General features: G+C 72.9%; 18 protein-coding genes. 12 read left to right on the plus strand and 6 right to left on the minus strand.

What is annotated here, in order from left to right; genetic code table 11:
- The first annotated feature begins 157 nt into the window (after positions 1–157).
- From ACIBEJ_RS06150 to ACIBEJ_RS06190, 9 genes are read left to right on the plus strand one after another with little or no spacing between them, the layout of a single operon-like run.
- The gene (locus ACIBEJ_RS06150; protein ID WP_397181510.1) at positions 158–1,546 is read left to right on the plus strand and encodes a lyase family protein; all 1,389 of its coding nucleotides are present in this window, start codon (positions 158–160) and stop codon (positions 1,544–1,546) included.
- Positions 1,543–2,511: a hypothetical protein gene (locus ACIBEJ_RS06155; RefSeq protein ID WP_397181511.1), complete on the plus strand. Its 969-nt coding sequence runs from the start codon at positions 1,543–1,545 to the stop codon at positions 2,509–2,511. The genes ACIBEJ_RS06150 and ACIBEJ_RS06155 overlap by 4 nt, the downstream gene beginning before the upstream one ends.
- A 26-nt stretch (positions 2,512–2,537) precedes the next feature.
- Positions 2,538–3,491: an ABC transporter substrate-binding protein gene (locus tag ACIBEJ_RS06160; RefSeq protein WP_397181512.1), complete on the plus strand. Its 954-nt coding sequence runs from the start codon at positions 2,538–2,540 to the stop codon at positions 3,489–3,491.
- Positions 3,492–3,493: 2 nt separating this feature from the next.
- Positions 3,494–4,426, plus strand: coding sequence for an amino acid ABC transporter permease (locus ACIBEJ_RS06165; protein ID WP_397181513.1), 933 nt, complete (start codon positions 3,494–3,496; stop codon positions 4,424–4,426).
- Positions 4,426–5,187, plus strand: coding sequence for an amino acid ABC transporter ATP-binding protein (locus tag ACIBEJ_RS06170; protein ID WP_397181515.1), 762 nt, complete (start codon positions 4,426–4,428; stop codon positions 5,185–5,187). Before ACIBEJ_RS06165 ends, ACIBEJ_RS06170 begins: the two co-directional genes overlap by 1 nt.
- 17 nt (positions 5,188–5,204) lie before the next feature.
- The gene (solA, locus tag ACIBEJ_RS06175) at positions 5,205–6,338 is read left to right on the plus strand and encodes an N-methyl-L-tryptophan oxidase (protein WP_397181516.1); all 1,134 of its coding nucleotides are present in this window, start codon (positions 5,205–5,207) and stop codon (positions 6,336–6,338) included.
- A gap of 2 nt (positions 6,339–6,340) precedes the next feature.
- A complete protein-coding gene (locus ACIBEJ_RS06180; protein WP_397181517.1) occupies positions 6,341–7,339 on the plus strand; it encodes an aldo/keto reductase in 999 nt (332 codons plus the stop codon).
- Between the two features lie 57 nt (positions 7,340–7,396).
- On the plus strand, positions 7,397–7,981 hold the full coding sequence (locus ACIBEJ_RS06185; protein ID WP_397181518.1) for an ArsR/SmtB family transcription factor: 585 nt from the start codon (positions 7,397–7,399) through the stop codon (positions 7,979–7,981).
- A 2-nt stretch (positions 7,982–7,983) separates the two neighbouring features.
- Positions 7,984–8,682 (plus strand): SRPBCC domain-containing protein, encoded by a 699-nt coding sequence (locus ACIBEJ_RS06190; RefSeq protein WP_397181519.1) that lies wholly within the window; start codon positions 7,984–7,986, stop codon positions 8,680–8,682.
- Here ACIBEJ_RS06190 and ACIBEJ_RS06195 read toward each other — a convergent pair.
- Genes ACIBEJ_RS06195 through ACIBEJ_RS06215 form a run of 5 tightly spaced genes read right to left on the minus strand, consistent with a single transcriptional unit; the run spans position 8,679 to position 15,147 of the window.
- Entirely contained in the window at positions 8,679–9,851 is a 1,173-nt protein-coding gene (locus ACIBEJ_RS06195) for an erythromycin esterase family protein (protein ID WP_397181520.1), read from the minus strand. The two genes, ACIBEJ_RS06190 and ACIBEJ_RS06195, sit on opposite strands and share 4 nt — an antisense overlap.
- Positions 9,848–10,615 carry an ABC transporter permease gene (locus tag ACIBEJ_RS06200; RefSeq protein WP_397181521.1) on the minus strand — a complete coding sequence of 256 codons (768 nt, stop codon included), beginning with the start codon at positions 10,613–10,615 and terminating at the stop codon, positions 9,848–9,850. The genes ACIBEJ_RS06195 and ACIBEJ_RS06200 overlap by 4 nt, the downstream gene beginning before the upstream one ends.
- Positions 10,615–11,541, minus strand: coding sequence for an ATP-binding cassette domain-containing protein (locus tag ACIBEJ_RS06205; protein WP_397181522.1), 927 nt, complete (start codon positions 11,539–11,541; stop codon positions 10,615–10,617). Before ACIBEJ_RS06205 ends, ACIBEJ_RS06200 begins: the two co-directional genes overlap by 1 nt.
- Before the next feature lie 58 nt (positions 11,542–11,599).
- On the minus strand, positions 11,600–14,617 hold the full coding sequence (locus tag ACIBEJ_RS06210; RefSeq protein ID WP_397181523.1) for a BTAD domain-containing putative transcriptional regulator: 3,018 nt from the start codon (positions 14,615–14,617) through the stop codon (positions 11,600–11,602).
- Positions 14,617–15,147 (minus strand): ABATE domain-containing protein, encoded by a 531-nt coding sequence (locus ACIBEJ_RS06215; protein WP_397181524.1) that lies wholly within the window; start codon positions 15,145–15,147, stop codon positions 14,617–14,619. Before ACIBEJ_RS06215 ends, ACIBEJ_RS06210 begins: the two co-directional genes overlap by 1 nt.
- Positions 15,148–15,228: 81 nt before the next feature.
- On the opposite strand from ACIBEJ_RS06215, the gene ACIBEJ_RS06220 reads away from it, so the two are divergent.
- Together ACIBEJ_RS06220 and ACIBEJ_RS06225 are read left to right on the plus strand one after the other, a co-directional pair.
- Positions 15,229–15,678 carry a VOC family protein gene (locus ACIBEJ_RS06220; RefSeq protein ID WP_397181525.1) on the plus strand — a complete coding sequence of 150 codons (450 nt, stop codon included), beginning with the start codon at positions 15,229–15,231 and terminating at the stop codon, positions 15,676–15,678.
- A gap of 2 nt (positions 15,679–15,680) precedes the next feature.
- Positions 15,681–16,484, plus strand: a complete 804-nt coding sequence (locus ACIBEJ_RS06225) for a pyridoxamine 5'-phosphate oxidase family protein (RefSeq protein ID WP_397181526.1) — start codon at positions 15,681–15,683, stop codon at positions 16,482–16,484.
- Here the strand turns inward: ACIBEJ_RS06225 and ACIBEJ_RS06230 are convergent.
- On the minus strand, positions 16,481–17,320 hold the full coding sequence (locus tag ACIBEJ_RS06230) for a LuxR C-terminal-related transcriptional regulator (RefSeq protein WP_397181527.1): 840 nt from the start codon (positions 17,318–17,320) through the stop codon (positions 16,481–16,483). The genes ACIBEJ_RS06225 and ACIBEJ_RS06230 overlap by 4 nt on opposite strands.
- Before the next feature lie 70 nt (positions 17,321–17,390).
- On the opposite strand from ACIBEJ_RS06230, the gene ACIBEJ_RS06235 reads away from it, so the two are divergent.
- Positions 17,391–18,995 (plus strand): AMP-binding protein, encoded by a 1,605-nt coding sequence (locus tag ACIBEJ_RS06235; RefSeq protein ID WP_397181528.1) that lies wholly within the window; start codon positions 17,391–17,393, stop codon positions 18,993–18,995.
- Positions 18,996–19,030: the final 35 nt, after the last annotated feature.

Genomic DNA, 19,030 nt, shown 5'->3' on the forward strand with positions numbered 1-19,030 from the left:
TCGGCCGAACAGGTCAAGTTGCCTGGCAGGTTGCCCGATGCCCGAAATCCTGTCAAGAGTGGTCTTCGTCTGCATATTTAGGGATTGACAGGCCCACTTTCCCCATGGAGTCTGGCTGTCTACCTACCAGGCAACCTTTCAGGTGAGGGGTGATGCTATGGATCAGAACCGTGTCGAACACGACCTCCTGGGTGAGATCAGACTTTCCTCGAACGACCTGTTCGGCATCCATACGGCACGCGCCAGCGAGAACTTCCGCCTCGGCGGCGAGTCGCTCCACCAGTTCCCCGCCCTGCTGATCGCGCTCGCGCAGGTCAAGAGCGCGGCGGCATGGGCCAACGTGAAGCTCGGCGTGCTGCCGGAGGACGTCGGGACCGCCATCATGAGCGCGGCCGCCGAGGTCGCCGCAGGAAGGCTGCACGAGCACTTCCCGCTCGACGTGGTGCAGGGCGGCGGCGGCACCTCCACCAACATGAACATGAACGAGGTCCTGGCCGCCCGCGCCACCGGACTCCTCGCCGAAACCCCGCCCGACCCCCGAAACGGTCCCCGGCCCCGCCCCATCCCCAACAGCCATAACATCCGATCCGCCCCGCCCGGCCCCAACAAGCGGGTCGATCCGCACGACCACGTCAACCGGTCGCAGTCGACCAACGACGTGATGCCGACCGCCCTCAACATCGCCGTCCTGACCACCGCCCAGGCGACCGCGCGCTCCCTGCGCGCCGTGGCCGAGTCGCTGCGCCGGCAGGCCGCCCGGTACCGGTCACTGGACCGGCTGGGCCGTACCTGCCTGCAGGACGCGGTGCCCGTGCCGGCCGGGCTGGTCCACGACGGGCAGGCGGGCGCGGTGCTGGCGGCGGCCAGGTTGCTGGAGGCCGCGGCCGGCGAGCTGCGCGGGGTGCCGCTCGGCGCGACCGCGATCGGCACCGGGCTCGGCGCCCCGCCCGGCTACGCGGAGATGGCGCTGGAACGGCTGGCCGAGGAGACCGGGCTCGCCCTGCACCCGGCCGCGAACCTGTCCGACGGCATCGCCTCGCTGGAGAGCCTGGCCTCGGTCGCCGACGCCATGGCCAGAGGCGGCCGCGTGCTCGCCCGCGTCGCGAGCGACCTGCGCCTGCTGTCCTCGGGCCCGGTCGGCGGCATAGGCGAGGTACGGCTGCCGCCCATGCAGGCAGGCTCCTCGATCATGCCGGGCAAGGTGAACCCGGTCATCCCGGAGCTGGTCATGCAGGTCTCCTTCCAGCTCGAAGGCGGCGCCCACACCATCCACCTGGCCTGCGCGGCCGGCGAGCTCGAGGTCACCCCGTGGGGCCCGGTGGTCACCGCGGAACTGCTCAGGGGCCTGCGCCGCCTGGACCGCGTGGCCACGCTGTTCGCCACCCGCTGCCTGGACGGGATGGCGTGGAACGAGGACGCGGTCCGCGACAACCTGCGCGGCTCCCTGCGCGAGGCCGTGGAGTCCGCGGTCGAGCACGGCCACGCCTACGCCGTCACGCACTTCCCCCTCGAACCCGCCCGGAACCACCCGCAAGGCACGTCATGACCCACGCGCTCATCACCGACCCCATCCACGACGGCGCCACCGACCCGGTCCTCGTCTGGAACGCAGCGGAATCCACCTGGTGGTGCCTGTTCGTCCACCGCAGGGCCAACACCAGGATCGGCGGCGCACCCAGGATCGGCCGCTGCCACGGCGGCCGGGTCGCCGCGGCCAGTTCCGCCGACGGCGGCACGAGCTGGCTCTACCGTGGCGCCCTGGACCTCCCGGTCGAGCCGGGACTGAACACCTTCTGGGGCCCCGACGTCATCCGGCACGACGGCCTGCACCACATGTTCGTCACGTTCATCAGAGGCGTCCCCGACGACCCCGCCTGGGACACCCACGGCAGGCCGAGCCCGTGGCACCGGCAGATCCACCACCTGACCAGCCCGGACCTCTGGACCTGGACGAGCAGGGGCCGCGTGGACCTCGGCACCGACCACGCCGTCGACCCCTACGTCCACCCGCTGCCCGGAGGCGGCTTCGGGCTCTGGTTCAAGGACGAGAACCGGGGCGGCTCCATCTGGCTGGCCGTCAGCGACGACCTCGGCACGTGGAAGGTCGAGGAGCAGGCGCTGGCCGGCTGGCACGAGGGCCCTGCGGTGTTCACGCTGGGCGGCCACGGGTGGATGGTCGCCGAGACCCGCGACGGCCCCGCCGTCTACCGCTCGCCGGACCTGCGCCGGTGGCGGCACCACGGCGAGCTGACCGTGCCCGGCCACGCGCCGCGGCAGCCGTACGTCCATCCGGTCGCGCACGACCGGGCGGCCCTCCTCTACTACGCGCAGACCGGACGGGACAGCTTCGGCGAGGAGGTGCCGACCTCCGGGCAGTCGTCGGCCATCCACGCCGCGGAGCTGGTCCTGGTCGGGGGCGACCTCACGGTTCGCACGGCGAGCGCGCTCTCACTGACCGGCCACGACTCCGCCACCCGGCGGGCGCCGTCACCCGGCACACCCAGCCCCTGAACCGCGCACAGCAAGTTGGTGACACCATGAACAACCGCTTCTTCCTCGTCGCCCTCGTTACCCTGCTGCCGCTCACCGCGTGCGGCGCCGACCCCGCCCCCGACGCGGCGGAGAACGTCGCCGCCGCCGGCCTGGCCAAGGACGACAAGCTCGCGGCCGGGGTGCCGAAGGAGATCCGCGAGCGCGGGACGCTCATCATCGGCACGAACGCGCCCTACGCGCCGCTGGAGTTCTTCGCCGAGGACAACAAGACGCTGGTCGGCTTCGACATCGACACCGGAGACGCCATCGGCAAGCTGCTCGGCCTGAAGGTGGAGTGGCGCAACACCTCCTTCGACAACATCATCCCCGGCCTCGAGGCGGGCAGGTACGACATCGGCATCGCCGGGTTCGGCATCGAGAAGGAACGCCTGGGCGTCGTCGACTTCGTCTCCAACTACCTCAACGGCGGCGGCTTCCTGGTGAAGAAGGGCAGCGGCATCAAGGTCAACGACTTCAGGAACACCGTCTGCGGCCTGCGGGTGAGCGTCCAGAGCGGCACCTCGCAGGTGGAGCGGCTGGAGAAGGCCGATGCCTACTGCAAGGGCGCGGGCAGGAAACCCGTCCAGATCATCCGGATCCCGGACCAGAACCAGGCGGTGCTGACGCTGTCCAGCGGGCGCGCCGACGTGGTGAGCGCCGACAAGCCCGCGGTGGAGTGGGCGGCCAAGCAGTCCGAGGGCGCGCTCTGCGTCACCGGGACCTACCGGACGCCGCACAGTCTGTCGGGCATCGCCGTACCCAAGCGCAACCGCGCGATGAACGCGGTGCTGCAGGAGGCCATGAACCGGCTGCTGCGGCAGGGCCACTACGCCCGCATCGCCGGAAAGTGGGGCGTCGTGGACGGCGCGATCGAGAAGTCGGAGATCTTCACCGACCCCGCGCAGGTGCAGGACGGCGACGAGATCTTCCCGCAGCCGATCAAGGAAGGGTGTGCCTGACGATGGCGACCGGCACCGTGCGGACGAGCCGGCGGCCCGAGTCCGACATCAAGGCGGTCCCGGTGCGGCGGCCGTGGCGGTGGGTCGCCACGGCGGTGGTCCTGGTCCTGCTCGGGCTGCTGCTGACGTCGATGGTCACCAACCCCCGCTACCGGTGGGAGATCGTCGCCAAGTACCTGCTGGACGGCAGCGTGCTCCACGGGCTGCTGCTCACGCTGCAGTTCACCGCGATCGCCATGGGGCTCGGCATCGCGCTGGGCGTGGTGTTCGCGGTCATGCGCAGCTCGGACAACAAGGTGCTGTCGTGGACGGCCGCGGCCTACATCTGGTTCTTCCGCGGTACGCCCCTGCTGGTCCAGCTCATCTTCTGGTTCAACCTGAGCGCGCTCTACCCGACGATCGAGCTCGGCCTGCCGTTCGGGCCGACGTTCGCCACCCTGGACGCCAACACGCTCATCACCCCGTTCATCGCGGGCGTGCTGGGGCTGGCGCTTAACGAGGGCGCGTACATGGCCGAGATCGTCAGGGCGGGCATCGTGTCGGTGCCGAAGGGGCAGTTGGAGGCGGCCAGCTCGCTCGGGCTGTCCAAGGGCATGACGATGCGCCGGATCGTGCTCCCGCAGGCCATGCGGGTGATCATCCCGCCCACGGGCAACAACACGATCGCGATGCTCAAGACCAGCTCGCTGATCAGTGTGCTGGCCATCCCCGAGCTGCTCTACAGCGTCCAGATCATCTACGGGCGCAACTTCCAGACCATCCCGCTGCTGCTCGTGGCCAGCATCTGGTACCTGCTGGCGACCTCGATCCTGACCTCCGTGCAGACGCGCATCGAGCGCCGCTTCTCCCCCGACCGCGACCCGGGCGAGTCGTACGGCTCCCGCCTGCGCCGCAACCTCGCCGCCCGCCGCGTCCACGTGAAGGAGGACCGCTGATGTCCGCTCTGGTCCGCGCCGAGGGCGTGCACAAGCACTTCGGGCGCAACCACGTGCTCAAGGGCATCGACCTGGCCCTGGAGGAAGGGCAGGTGATGTGCCTGGTCGGCCCCTCGGGGTCGGGCAAGAGCACGTTCCTGCGCTGCGTCAACCACCTGGAGACGATCAACCGGGGCCGGCTGTGGGTGGACGGCGAGCTCATCGGTTACCGGCAGAGCGGCGAGACGCTGCACGAGCTCAACGACAAGGAGGTCTGCCGCCAGCGCGCCCGCATCGGCATGGTCTTCCAGAGCTTCAACCTGTTCCCGCACTTCACCGCGCTGGAGAACGTCGTCCTGGGCCCCTGCCTGGTGAAGAAGGAGAGCAGGTCGGCCGCCGCCGCGCACGCCGAGGAACTGCTGCGCCGGGTGGGTCTGGGCGAGAAGCTGCACAGTTATCCGGCCAAGATGTCGGGCGGCCAGCAGCAGCGGGTGGCCATCGCGCGGGCGCTGGCGATGCGGCCCAGGCTCATGTTGTTCGACGAGCCGACCTCCGCGCTGGATCCCGAGCTGGTCGGCGAGGTGCTCGACGTCATGCGCGGGCTGGCCCGCGAGGGCATGACGATGATCGTGGTCACCCACGAGATGGCCTTCGCCCGCGAGGTCGGCGACACCCTCGTCTTCATGGACGACGGCGTGGTGGTCGAGTCGGGCGATCCGCGCGAGGTCCTGGCCAGGCCGCGCCAACAGCGAACGCAGGCATTTCTGTCCAAGGTGTTGTGAGACATGGGAGCACATCCATGAGAGACGTCATCGTGATCGGGCTGGGGGCCATGGGGTCCATGGCCGCCTGGCAGGCCGCCTCGCGGGGCGCCTCGGTCCTCGGTGTGGAGCAGTTCGGGATCGGTCACGCGCGGGGGTCCTCGCACGGCGGGTCCCGTATCTACCGGCAGATCCTTTTCGAGGGCAAGGAGTACGTGCCGCTGGCCCGCCGTTCCCTGGAGCTGGTCAAGGAGCTGGAGCGGGGCGGGGAGCGGTTGTTCGTGCCGTCGGGGGGCCTGGTGATCGGCACCGACGGCGGTGAGCTCATCGAGGACGCGCTGGCCAGCGCCGCCGCGGGCGAGGTCGCCTACGAGTGGCTGACGCCTGACGACCTGCGCGGGCGTTTTCCGCAGCATGCCGTACTGGACGACGATGTGGCGATCTTCGAGCCCGGCGCGGGCGCGCTGCGGCCCGAGGCGTGCGTCACGGCGGCGGTGCGCGCGGCCGAGCGGGCGGGCGCCGACATCCGCACCGGCGTGCCCGTCACGGCGCTGCGCGTGGCGGACGGGCACGTCGCGGTCACCGTGGACGGGGAGGAGTTCACCGCGGCCAGGGCGATCCTCGCCTCCGGCGCCTGGACGCTCGGCCTCATGCCCGAGGTGTCGCTGCCGTTGCGCACGCAGCGCTCGTGCCTGTCGTGGTTCAGGGCGCGCGGCGACGCGGCGGACTACCGCCCCGACCGGTTCCCGACGTTCGTGCGCGAGAGCCACTCCGCCCACGGCTGGGGCATCCCGGACGTGGACGGCGCCGGCGTCAAGGTCGGCATCAGCGGCCCGAGGGCGAAGAAGGCGTGGCTGGAACGGCCGGAGGACAACTGGCGCGAGCCGTCGCCGGAGGACCTGAAGCCCATCGAGGAGTACTGCGCCGGCGCCTTCCCCGGCCTGCTGCCGCGCGTCAGCAAGGCCATGGCCTGCATGAACTCCAAGAGCCCCGATGGCGACTTCGTCATCGGCCCGGTCGGCTCCGGCGGCCGGGTGGTGTTCGCGGGCGGCTTCTCCGGCCACGGCTTCAAGCACGCCGCCGCCGTCGGCCAGATCTGCGCCCAGCTCGCCCTGGACGGCGGCACGGAGTTCGACCTGTCCGCCTTCTCCCCCGCCCGGTTCGGAGCATGACCATGGACTACATCCACCTCGGCCGCTCCGGACTCCAGGTCGGCAGGCTGGCGCTCGGCACCATGAACTTCGGCCCGCTCACCGACGAGGCCACCTCGCACCGGCTGCTCGACCTGGCCGTGGACAGCGGCGTCAACCTCGTCGACACCGCCGACGTCTACGGCGCCGACGCCAACAAGCAGGTGTACGGCCTGGAGCCCGAGAAGGGCAGGACCGAGGAGATCATCGGGTCCTGGCTGGCCAAGACGCCCGCGCGCCGCGACCAGATCGTGCTGGCGACCAAGGCGTACGGGGCGATGGGGCCGGGCGTGAACGACATCCGGCTGTCGGCGCGGCGCCTGCGCCGGGCGTGTGAGGAGTCGCTGCGCCGCCTCGGCACCGACCACCTCGACCTCTTCATGCTCCACCACGTCGACCGGTCGACGCCGTGGGAGGAGATCTGGTCCGCGCTGTCGCTGCTGCGCCGGCAGGGCAAGGTCCTCTACTTCGGCACCAGCAACCACGCCGCCTGGCACATCGTGCGCGGGCAGATGGTGGCCGAGCGGCTCGGCGAGTTCGGGTTCGTCGCCGAGCAGAGCATCTACAGCCTCATGCGGCGCACGATCGAGCTTGAGGTGCTGCCCGCCTGCCGCGAGCTGGGGATCGGCGTCCTGCCGTACAGCCCGCTGCACGGCGGCCTGCTCAGCGGCATCCTGCGCAAGCGGGAGATCGCGCGGGGCAGGGCCGGCCGTGCGGAGGCGGGGCTGCGCGAGGACAGGGACCGGGTGGAACGCTACGAGCGGCTGTGTGATGAGATCGGGGAGCATCCCGCGGCCGTCGGCCTGGCGTGGCTGCTGCACCAGCCGGGCGTGACGGCGCCGATCGTGGGCGCCCGCACGGTCGAGCAGCTCACGCTGGCGCTCGGCGCCCTGTCGATCAGGCTGGACGAGGAACGGCTGGCCGCGCTGGACGCCCTCTTCCCGGGGCCCGGCGGCCCGGCGCCCGAGGCGTACGCCTGGTAGCTCGCCGACAACCTCCACCGTCTTGTCAATTTTTCTTGTCGGTGAGATGGTGAGGACATGTTCGACGTGACCGTGATCGAGGACCCCGCCGCGGCCGAGGTGTCGCTGGACCCCATGCGTTCCAGGCTGCTGGCCGAGCTGGCCCAGCCCGCCTCGGCGGCGATGCTGGCCGCCCGGGTCGGGCTGCCGCGGCAGAAGGTCAACTACCATCTGCGCACGCTCGAACGACACGGCCTGGTCGAACTGGTCGAGGAACGACGCAAGGGCAACGCCACCGAACGGCTGCTGCGGGCCACCGCCGCCTCCTACGTCATCTCGCCAGCAGCGCTGGCCGCCGTGCAGCCCGACCCGGCCCAGTCACCCGACCGGCTGTCGGCGCGGTGGCTGCTGGCGCTGGCCGCGCGGCTGGTGCGTGACGTGGGCGCGCTGATCACGGGCTCGGCCAGGGCGGGCAAGCGGGTGGCGACGTTCGCGCTGGACGGCGAGGTGCGCTTCGCCACCCCAGCGGCGCGGGCGGCGTTCGCGGAGGAGCTGACGCGGGCCGTCACTACCCTGGTCTCGAAGTACCACGACGAGGAGGCCGAGTCGGGACGGCCGCACCGCATCGTGGTCGCCGTCCACCCCAGCACCAAGGAGTCGTGAGCATGGGCCACGAGTTCGAGATCGACCGGCGGGCCGAGGTGCCCGCCACGCCGGAGGAGATCTGGGCGGCCATCGCCACCGGTCCCGGCATCGACTCCTGGTTCATGGGCCGCAACCAGGTGGCCGACGGCGCCGTCACCACCGTGTTCGGGGACTACTCCCCCACCACCCGCATCACCGCCGCCGAGCCGGGCGCCCGCTTCGCCCACGGCACGGAAACCGCCCCCGACGGCCGTTTCGTCGCCTACGAGTTCCTCATCGAGGCGCAGGCCGGCGGCAGCACCGTCCTGCGCGCCGTCACCAGCGGCTTCCTGCCCGGCGACGACTGGCAGGACGAGTTCGAGGCGATGTCGGGCGGCCTGGAGCTGTTCTTCGCCACGCTGGTGGAGTACCTGACCCACTTCCGCGGCCGCACCGCCACCCCGCTCACCGTCTTCGGCCCGCCCGTGCCCGACTGGGACCAGGCCTGGCAGGCGCTGGCGAAGAAGCTGGGCCTGCCCCACCCCGCGGCCCACGGCGACCGGGTACGGCTGGCCGGCGAGGAAGGAGTCGTCTACCTCGTCAACTCCCAGAACCTCGCCGTCCGCACCCCCACCGCCCTGTACCGGTTCATGCGCGGCTTCCACGGCCCCATGATCGCCTCCCACCACCTGTTCGGCCCCGACCCCGGCGTCGACTGGTCCACCTGGCTCGCCCTCTAGACCGGCCGGGTCTCGGGGACGCAGGCGACCGCGTCGAAGGCGCGGGCCACGGGCACGTCCATGAAGTAGTCCAGCATCCGGATCCGGGTGAAGGCCGCGGGGTCCTGCTCGCGCAGGTCGGCGATCGCCAGCGGCGCCCGCCCGTCGAAGACCGTCTCGACGCAACCCTCGGCCGGCGGGGGCAGGTCGGCGTCGGCCGCCTCGAAGCCGAGGGGATGATCGGGCGCCACCCGGCCCGCCGAGGTGCGCCCGCCCAGGCTGGTGGCGGCGATGGCGACGTAGTCCCGGCCGAGCGCCTGGTCGAGGTGGTAGCCCTGCGGGAACAGCCCGAAGTCGCCCTCGTGCTGGATGACCGTCTTGCGGATGTGGGTGTTGTGGGTGGCGACCACGACGCGGGCGCCGTCCTCGACCAGCCGCAGCACGCTCTCCGCGCCGAAGGCGTCCAGGCAGGCGGTGCCGACGGCCAGGCCGCGCCCGCCGAGGTCGCGGTAGCCGAGGTCCAGATACCAGGCGTTGCGCAGGTGCTGGAAGGCCGCCGCGTGCTCGGCGGCGCGGCCCTGCCCGCGCTGGTAGCCGGCCATCGTCTCCATACGCGCCAGCAGGCGGCTGATCGCCAGCGTCAGCTCGTCCTGCGCCTCGGCCGGGCGGCGGGCGTGGTCGAGCACGGCCTTCATGCTGGGCACCTCGCGCTCCCCGCCGGCCAGCCGGAAGGCCCGCTCGGCCAGCGGGAAGGCGTCCGGATCCGCCTGTTTCATATGGGCGGCGACCTCGCGCAGCGCCGTGCGCGGGGCGCCGGCCAGGCAGCCGGCGAAGCGCAGCGGGCGTTCGTGCGCGCGCATCCACCGCAGCAGGTCGTGCATCTCCCGGCAGTCGCCCATGCCGTGGTCGATGCCGGAGGAGGCGACCTGCTCGACGGTGCCGGGGCCGCCGCGTACCCAGGCGTCGATGGCGTGCGCGTCGGTGTACGGGGCCTCCAGCGCGTAGACGGTGAAGCCGCGGCGTTCGACCAGGAGGCGCAGGAGGCGGTGGCGCAGCAGGTAGAACTCGCGCACGTGGTGCGCGCTCTCGCCGATCGCCACCACGCGGGCGTCACCGACCAGGTCGAGCAGGGGTTCCAGGTCGTCGAGCGGGGCCATGGGGTCGAGGGAGCCGAATTCGAGGATGTTCATGGGTTACGCCTCCTGAAGGCGACGACGGCGAGCGGGACGAAGACGACGAGGAAGCCGGCCGACCAGATGAGGGTCGTGCTCGCGGCGGCGGCGACGGGGCCGCCGAGAAGCAGGCCGCGGGTGGCCTCGATGGCGTGGGTGACGGGGTTGACGTTGACCCACGCCTGGAGCCAGCCGGGCAGGGTCTCGGTGGGCGCGACCATGTTGGTGCCGAAGGCCAGCGGGAAGATGCCCAGGAAGCCGACGCTCTGCACGACCGAGGTCTCCTTGATGAGCACGCCGACGAGCACGTTGATCCAGCTCATGCAGAAGCCGAGGGTCACCGCCAGGCCGCAGGCGGCCAGCGCCGACACCAGGTCCGTCTGGACGCGGAAGCCCATCAGGTAGCCGAGCAGGAACAGGGTGACGAGGGCGACGCCGTACCTGATGAGGTCGCCGGCGACGGAGCCGAGCAGCGGCGCGGAGCGGCCGATGGGCAGACTGCGGAAGCGGTCGAAGACGCCCTTCTTGATGTCGACGTTGAGGCTGACGCCGGTGGACAGCAGCCCGGCCATGAGCGTCGACATCACCAGCGTGCCGGGGAAGATGTACTGCAGGTACGCCTGCGGCGACCCGGCGACGGCCCCGCCGAACAGGTAGACGAACATCAGCAGGAACACGACCGGCAGGAAGAGGGCGTCGAACAGGATGCCCGGGTTGCGGCGCGTCTTGCGCAGGCCGCGCCCGGCCAGGAGCAGGCTGTGCCGTAGCAGGGCGAAGGGCATCACGCGGCTCCGGTGAGCGCGAAGAAGGCCTCGTCCAGGCTGGGCAGCCGCAGCGACAGCTCGGCGACCTCGATCTCGGCCGCGGCCAGCGCGTGGACGACGGCGGTGAACGCGTCGCCGCCGTCGACGGCGACGGTCAGCACCCCGGCGGCGCCGGCGGGTTCGCGGCCGGTGGCCTTGGCGGTCAGCTCCGAGACGCGGGCGAGCTGGGCCGGGTCCTTGGGGCGCACCACGATGGTCTGCCCGCCGACGACCTGCTTGAGCTGGGCGGGGGTGCCGTGGGCGATGACCCTGCCGTGGTCGATCACGCAGATCTCGTCGGCCAGGGCGTCGGCCTCCTCCAGGTACTGGGTGGTGAGCAGGACTGTGCCGCCGCCGTCGGCGATGGTGCGGATCATGCGCCACAGGTCCTCGCGGCGGCCGGGGTCGAGTCCGGTGGTGGGCTCGTCGAGGAAGACGACGCTCGGCTCGCCGACCAGCCCGGCGGCCAGGTCGAGGCGGCGGCGCATGCCGCCGGAGTAGGTTCGGGCCCGCTTGCCCGCGGCCTCGGTCAGGCCGAAGCGGTCGAGCAGATCGCTCGCGCGCCGCTCCGCCTCGGGCTTGCGCAGGTCGAGGAGGCGGCCGAGCAGGACGAGGTTCTCGGTGCCGGTCAGGTCCTCATCCACCGAGGCGTACTGGCCGGTCAGCCCGATCAGCTCGCGGACCCGCGCGGCGTGGCGGACGACGTCGAGGCCGCCCACTTCGGCGCGGCCCGCGTCGGGGCGCAGCAGCGTGGCCAGCACTCTGATCGCGGTGGTCTTGCCCGCGCCGTTGGGGCCGAGCACGCCCAGGATCGTGCCGGGCCGGGCCGCCAGGTCGACGCCGGCCAGCGCCGTCGTCTTGCCGAACCGTTTGACCAGGCCCTCCGCCTGGAACGCGTACGTCATGGCGACCACGGTGCCGGGCGGTCCTCGCAGAGCGCCCACAGCTCGCTCGCAGGAGCGTTCAGCCCGTGTGCGCGAGCGCGGCCCTGACGCGGGCGAGGGCGAGGGCGCGGTCGAGGCGGCGGGCGGGTTCGTAGGCCGCGTGGTAGGCGGGCTCGCCCAGTTCGGCGCGCAGGGCGCGGGCGAGCCGTTCGACGTCGGGGTGGCGGGCGTCGGGGCCGCCGCGCAGGGCGTGCGCGGCGCCGAGCAGGCCGGCGGCCTGCGTGGCGTCGGCGGCCTGGCGGGCGGAGGCCACGGCGACCGCGGCCATGGCCACCAGCGGCATGTCCCAGGTCCGCACGGCGAGGTCGAACGCCTCGGCCAGGCAGGGCCCCGCCGTCCGGCCTCTGGCCACCGCCAGCTCGGCGCTTCCCAGCAGGTGGAGCACGGGCAGCGCCGGGTCGCGGCCGGCGGCGTGGTGGCCGGCCGCCGCCGACAGGTGCCGTTCCGCCGCGTCGAGGTCGCCGTCGTAGCGGGCGAGGTTGGCGAGGTGGACGTGGGCGAGCGCGAGCTGGTGGGCGGGCGGGTCCCCGGCCAGGACGTCGAGCAGTTCCGCGCGGGCGGTGGCGATCTGGCCGGTGTGGCAGCGGACCGTGGCCAGCCAGAGTCGCCGGCCGTCGCCGGTCCCGAGGTCGTGGGCCAGGCCGATGGACTCCTCCAGCGCCGCGACGCCCGCCTCGAACTCGCCGAGCGTGTTGCGGGCGAAGGCCAGGTAGCTGAGCGCGGTGGCCTGTCCCCACCGCTCGCCGCAGGCGCGGAACGCCGTCGCCGCCTGGCCGAGATCGGCGCGCATCGCCTCCATGTCACCGAGGCTGCCGTCGAGGAACGACCGCACGAACCACAGCAGCGCCCGATCCCACGCCTCGGCCCGGGGCAGGCCCGCCTCGATCGCGGCCAGTCCGCGCACGGGATCGCCGGTGATGAGCGCGACCATGGCCTCGATCAGCGCCCTGGTCGCGGGCCGCGCGCAGCCCGCCGCCAGCGCGAGCAGCCCGTCCGCCTCGTCCTTGGCGCGCTCGCCGTTCGCGGCCAGCACCAGGTTGAGCAGGTACGCCGCCGCCACGCCCGGATCCGGCGCCACCTCCAGCACCCCGCGCAGCAGGGCGGCGGCCTGGCCGGGATCCTCGGTGATCGTCCAGAACACGCCCAGCCCGGCTCCGAGCCGCAACGCGGTGGGCCCGTCCCCGGAGTCGACGGCGAAGCGCACCGCCGCCAGCAGGTCGTCCCGCTCGTCCCGCAGCCGCCGCACCCACGCGAGCTGCCCGGACCCCCGCAATCCGGCCTCGGCGATTCCCGCCAGCTCGGCGAAGCAGGCGGCGTGCGCCGCCCTGGCCGCCGCCAGTCGGCCTGACCCGGCGAGCCGTTCGAGCGCGTACTCCCTGATCGTCTCCAGCATCAGGTAACGCGGCCCCGTCCCGGGCACGAACTGCAGCAGCGACCGGTCGGCGAAGTCCTCCACCGCCGCCCACCCCGACACGCGGGCCGCCGCCTCCCGCGTGAACGCGCCGGGGAAGACCGCGAGGCGTTCGAGCGCCGCCCGCTCCGGCACCGTCAGCAGGTCCCAGCTCCACGACACGACCGCGCGCAGCGTGCGATGGCGCGGCAGCGCCGTACGGCTGCCGCCGGTCAGCGTCAGGAAGCGGTCGTCGAGCCCGGCGGCGAGCTGTTCGACGCTCGCGTACCGCAGCCGGGCGGCGGCCAGCTCGATCGCCAGCGGCAGCCCGTCCAGGCGGGCGCAGATCTCCATGGCGGCGGCCCGGTCGTCCTCGCCCAGCGTGAACCCGGGCCGTACGGCCGCCGCCCGCTCGGCCAGCAGGCGCACCCCGTCGGCGGCGGGCAGCGGCGCGAGCGGGCTCAGCGCCTCTCCGAGCAGCGCGAGCGGCTCGCGGCTCGTGGCCAGGACGCGCAGGTGCGGGCAGCGGCCGAGCAGGTCCTCGACCAGGCGGGCGCAGGAGTCGACGAGGTGCTCGCAGTTGTCCAGGACGATGAGGGTCGCGCTCGCGGGCAGCGCGTCGGCCAGGCGGCTGACGGGCTCGCCCGGCGGGCCCAGGTCCAGGCCCAGGGTGGTGGCGATGGTCCGGGGCAGGGCGTTGGGGTCGGTCACCGATGCCAGCTCCACCAGCCAGGCGCCGCCGGGGAAGTCCGCGGCCAGCTCGCCCGCGGCCCGGGTGGCCAGGCGGCTCTTGCCGACACCGCCGGGGCCGATGAGCGTGACCAGGCGGCGCTCGCGCAGGCGCCGGACGAGGTGCGCCTGCTCCTCGACGCGGCCGACGAAGCTGGACAGCGGGGTGCGCAGGTTGCCCCGGGCGGGACGTTCCTCGCGCAGGAGCGCCAGGTGCAGGTCCTTCAGTTCCGGGCCAGGGTCGGCGCCCAGCTCGTCGGCCAGCCGTACGCGGAAGGACTCGAAGGCGGCGAGGGCCTCGGCACGGCGGCCGGTGGCGCGCAGGGCCTGGATGAGCAGGACCTGCAGGCGCTCGCGCAGGGGGTGGGCGGCGAGGTGTTCCTCCAGCTCCGCCACCAGGCCGGAGCGGTCGCCGCCCAGCCGCAGCTCGGCGGCGGCGCGGTCTTCTGCCGCGGTCAGCCTGAGCTCGTGGAGCCTGGCGGCGGCGGCGAGCGCGTAGGGGGTCTCGGCCACGTCGGTCAGCGGGTCGCCGCGCCAGAGGGCGAGCGCCGCGCGCAGTCGTTGCGCGGCCGTTTCCGGGTCGTCCGCGCGCAGCGCCTCGCGGCCCTGGCGGGTCAGCCGTTCGAAGCGCAGGGCGTCCACGGCGTCGGGCGGGAGGTCGAGGACATAGCCGCCGGGGATCTGCCGGACGGGCACCGGCAGGGCGCGGCGCAGCCGGGAGACGAGCGAGTGCAGGGAGTGCACGGGGTCGGCGGGGCCGTCCTGCGGCCAGAGCGCCGCGATGAGCGACTCGACCGCGACCACGCGTCCGGCGTCCAGGGCCAGCCGGATCAGCAGCGCGCGCAGCCGGGCGCCGCCGACCTCGACGTTCGCGCCCTCGTCGGTGACCTCCAGCGGGCCCAGGACGCCGACGCGCATCACGCGCCCTTGGTGCGGGCGTAGTGGCGGGCCACGCGCACGCGGTTGCCGCAGCCGGTGGAGCACCATTCGCGGCGCGGGTGCTCCTTCAGGAAGAACTGCACGCAGCCCGGCGCCCCGCAGGGGCGGATCAGGTCCCGGTCGGGTCCCGACAGCAGCAGCATCGCCCGCTCGGCCAGTTCGGCGACGGCCGCGAGCACGGGCGGGTGCGCGGACCGCGCGGTGACCGACGGCGCCGGCCCCCAGGCCAGCTCGCGCCATCGCGGCGCCGCCCGCACCGCGTCGTTGAGCGCGCGCACGTGCTCGCCGGGGTCGTCCCGGCCGGCCATCAGCGCGCGTACGGCGTCGCGGGCCCGCCGGGCGGCGGCGGCCTCCTCCTCGCCGATCGCCAGCAGATCGGCCTCCTCCAGGTGGACCTCCAGCTCGGCGCGCCGCTCGCGCAGCCAGGCGGCCAGCCCGGCGGCGCCGGCCAGCGCGTCCCCTGCGGAGGCGCGGACGGTGTTGGCGAAGTCGACGGCGAGGTGCACCACCCTGCTAATGCTACCCCGCACTTGCACCCATTAGCGGCTAATGCTTGAATTGCGCCACACCCATTAGAAGGGAGTCGCTTCGTGGCGACCGCACTCCAGACCGGGCACGTCGGTCTCAACGTCACCGACCTCGACCGCTCGATCGACTTCTACAGCCAGGTCTTCGGCCTCACCCTGTACGGCAGAACCGACGGCGACGACTGGAGCTACGCGCGGCTCGGCCGGCCCGACGAGCTCGTGCTCACGCTGTGGCAGCAGCAGATCTCGGGACGGTACGACGCGGGACGCCCCGGGCTGCACCACCTGTCCTTCGAGGCGCCCGGCATCGACGAACTGGAGGCGATCGAGACCAAGCTGGGCGAGCTGGGCATCTCCATCCGCCACGGCGGCATCGTCCCCCACCGTGCGGGCGGCGAGTCGGGCGGGCTGTTCTTCGAGGACCCCGACGGCACCCGGCTGGAGATCTACGTGTCCGCGGGCGTGACCGCCCCCGCTCCCCACGAGGACGCTCCGACCTGCGGATTCTTCTAGCCATGGGCATCCATCCCGGTGAGGTGGCCGCGCAGCGGCGCGCGGGCATCACCAAGCCGCTCGGCTCGGCCCGCGCCCGGCCCGAGCTGCCCGAGGTGGCCAAGGAGTTCCTGCGCCGGCAGCGGATGCTGGTCGTCGGCTCGGGCACGCGGATCGGGCTGTTGACCGGCGAGCCCGGGTTCATCGAACCGCTCGGGGCGACCACGCTGGCCGTACACGCCGAGGCGCCGTTCGCGATCGACGGGGAGATCGGCACGCTGGCGATCGAGCCGTGGACGCGGCGGCGGATGCGGGTCAACGGCACGGCCAGGCACGACGGGGGCCGCCTGGTCATCGAGACCGACCAGGTGATCTCGAACTGCCCCAAGCACATCGTGACCCGGCGGATCGACTCGGTGGCCCCTGCGGGTACGGCCCGCCGTACCGAAAGACACGCGGCGCTGACCGGCGAGCACCGGCGGTGGATCGAGAGCGCCGACACCTTCTTCATCGCCACCCGCGCGGACGGCCAGGGCGCGGACGTCTCGCACCGCGGCGGCCCGCCCGGCTTCGTGGAGGTGCCGGAACCCGGACGGCTGCGCTGGGACGACTATCGGGGCAACTTCATGTTCCTGACCTTGGGGAACCTGGAGCTCGAACCGGCCGCGGGACTGCTGTTCGTGGACTGGGAGCAGGGACACACGCTGCGGCTGGCCGGGCGCGCCCACGCCGACTGGAACGGCGAGCAGCGCACGGTCGGCTTCGAGGTGGAGGAGATCGTGGAGACCATCGGTGACAGCCCGCTGCGCTGGGTCACCCTCCCCTAGGGCAGCAGGCCCGCGCGCCTGGCCGCCACCACGGTCTCCATCCTGGTGTGGGTGCCGAGCTTGCGCATCGCGCTGCGCAGGTAGCTCTTGACCGTCTCGGGCCGCAGGCCCAGCCGCTCGCCCGCCTCGGCGTTGCCGCAGCCCACCGCGACCAGCGACAGCACGTCGAGCTCGCGGGGCGACAGCGGGCCCGCGGCGGGCGGCGGCCCGTGCGGCGCGCCCAGCCGGTCGCACACCTCCCGCAGCCGCTCGCGCAGGGCCGGGTCGGTGATCTCCTGGGCGATGGAGCGCAGCTCGGCGTGGGCCTCGCGCAGGTTCTCGCGCTCCGGTCCCGTCGGCGCCTCGCGGGCCGCCCGGGTGATCGCGGCGGTCTCCAGCGCGGCCATCCGCCGCTCCACCTCGGCCTGTACGGCCAGCTCCACGCCGAGCCTGGCGGCGATCGCGCCCATGGCGTCGAGCACGCGGGCGCCGATGGTGAGCGGCTCGCGGATGCCGCCGTACAGCAGGCCGGTGACCTTCTCCCCCACGAGCACCGGCACGGCCGCGATCGCCCGCAGGCCCTCGGCGCCCACCGGCCGGTCGTACTCGTGGCTGATACGCGCGTCGGTGAGGTAGTCCTCCACGCTGCCCGCCCGGCCGGTGACCAGTGCCCGCCCGCCCAGGCCGCTGCCGGCCCTGATGGCCAGCCCGCGCAGCGCCTCCGTGGTGGTCCCCGCCGTCTCGGTCAGCCGCACGGTACGGCCCGCCGCGCCCACCGCGCCGCCGAACAGCACGGGCAGCCCGGTCACCTGCCGGACCCTGGCCAGCGCCGTACGGAGAAGGTGTGGTGCCACCATCTCCCCAGCATGGCACGGCCACCCCTGAACGGGGGTAGCGGCGGCCCCGAGCCTGCCGGATGCTTCGGTCATGGGTGACTCATACGCGTCCGGCGTCTCCGCGCTTCCTCTGCTCGGCCGTACCATCGGGGACGACCTGGAACGTACCGCGGCCCGCTTCCCCGAGCGCGAGGCGCTGGTCGAGGTGGCGAGCGGGCGGCGCTGGACCTACGCCGAGTTCGACGCCGCCGTGGACGAGGTGGCGCTCGGCCTGCTGGCCAGGGGCATCGCCAAGGGCGACCGGGTCGGCATCTGGGCGCCGAACTGCGCGGAATGGGTGCTCACGCAGTACGCCACCGCCAAGATCGGCGCGATCCTGGTCAACGTCAACCCGGCCTACCGCAGCCACGAGCTGGACTTCGTGGTCCGCCAGTCCGGCATGCGGCTGATGGTCAGCGCCGTGGCGTTCAAGACCAGCGACTACCGGGCGATGCTGGCCGAGATCGGCTTCGACCAGGTGGTGTTCATCGGCGAGCCGGGCTGGGACGAGCTGGTGGAGCGCGGGCGCGGCGCCGACCGGGCGGCGCTGCGCGAGCGCGCGGCCACGCTCTCCTTCGACGACCCGATCAACATCCAGTACACCTCGGGCACGACCGGCTTCCCCAAGGGCGCGACGCTCTCGCACCACAACATCCTCAACAACGGCTACTTCGTCGCCGAGGGGCTCGGCTACACCGAGGCCGACCGGGTCTGCCTGCCGGTGCCGCTCTACCACTGCTTCGGCATGGTCATGGGCAACCTCGGCGCCACCTCGCACGGCGCCTGCGTGGTGCTGCCCGCGCCCGGCTTCGATCCCGAGGCCACGCTGCGGGCCGTGGAGAGCGAGCGCTGCACCTCCCTGTACGGCGTGCCGACCATGTTCATCGCTGAGCTCGGACACCCGCACTTCGCCGAGTTCGACCTGTCGAGCCTGCGCACGGGCATCATGGCCGGCTCCCCGTGCCCGGTCGAGGTGATGAAGCGCGTGGTCGCGGAGATGCACATGGAGGAGGTGGCGATCTGCTACGGCATGACCGAGACCTCCCCGGTGTCCACGATGACCGGGCGCGAGGACGGGCTGGCCCGCCGTACCGAGACGGTCGGGCGGGTGATGCCGCACCTCGAGGTCGAGGTCGTGCACCCGGAGACCGGGCTGGTGGTGCCCCGCGGCGAGCCGGGCGAGCTGTGCACGCGCGGCTACTCGGTGATGCTCGGCTACTGGGACGAGCCGGACAAGACCGCCGAGTCCATCGACGCCGCCCGCTGGATGCACACCGGCGACCTGGCCATCATGGACGAGGAGGGCTACGTCAACATCGTCGGCCGGATCAAGGACATGGTCATCCGCGGCGGTGAGAACGTCTATCCGCGCGAGATCGAGGAGTACCTCTACACCCATCCCGACGTGGCCGACGTGCAGGTGATCGGGGTGCCCGACGCCAAGTACGGCGAGGAGCTGATGGCGTGGATCGTCATGCGGCCCGGCGCCGAGCCGCTGACGGCCGAGGCGGTCAGGGAGTTCTGCTCGGGCCGGCTGGCCCACTACAAGATCCCCCGCTACGTCCACCTGGTCGACGGCTTCCCGATGACGGTCACCGGGAAGATCCGCAAGGTCGAGATGCGCGATCGGGCCGTGGAGCTGCTGGACCTGCGCTGACGCCGGCCCTCACGGCCACCCTCACGGCCCGCCCG

This window comes from Nonomuraea sp. NPDC050790, assembly GCF_044456745.1.
Taxonomy (GTDB): domain Bacteria; phylum Actinomycetota; class Actinomycetes; order Streptosporangiales; family Streptosporangiaceae; genus Nonomuraea.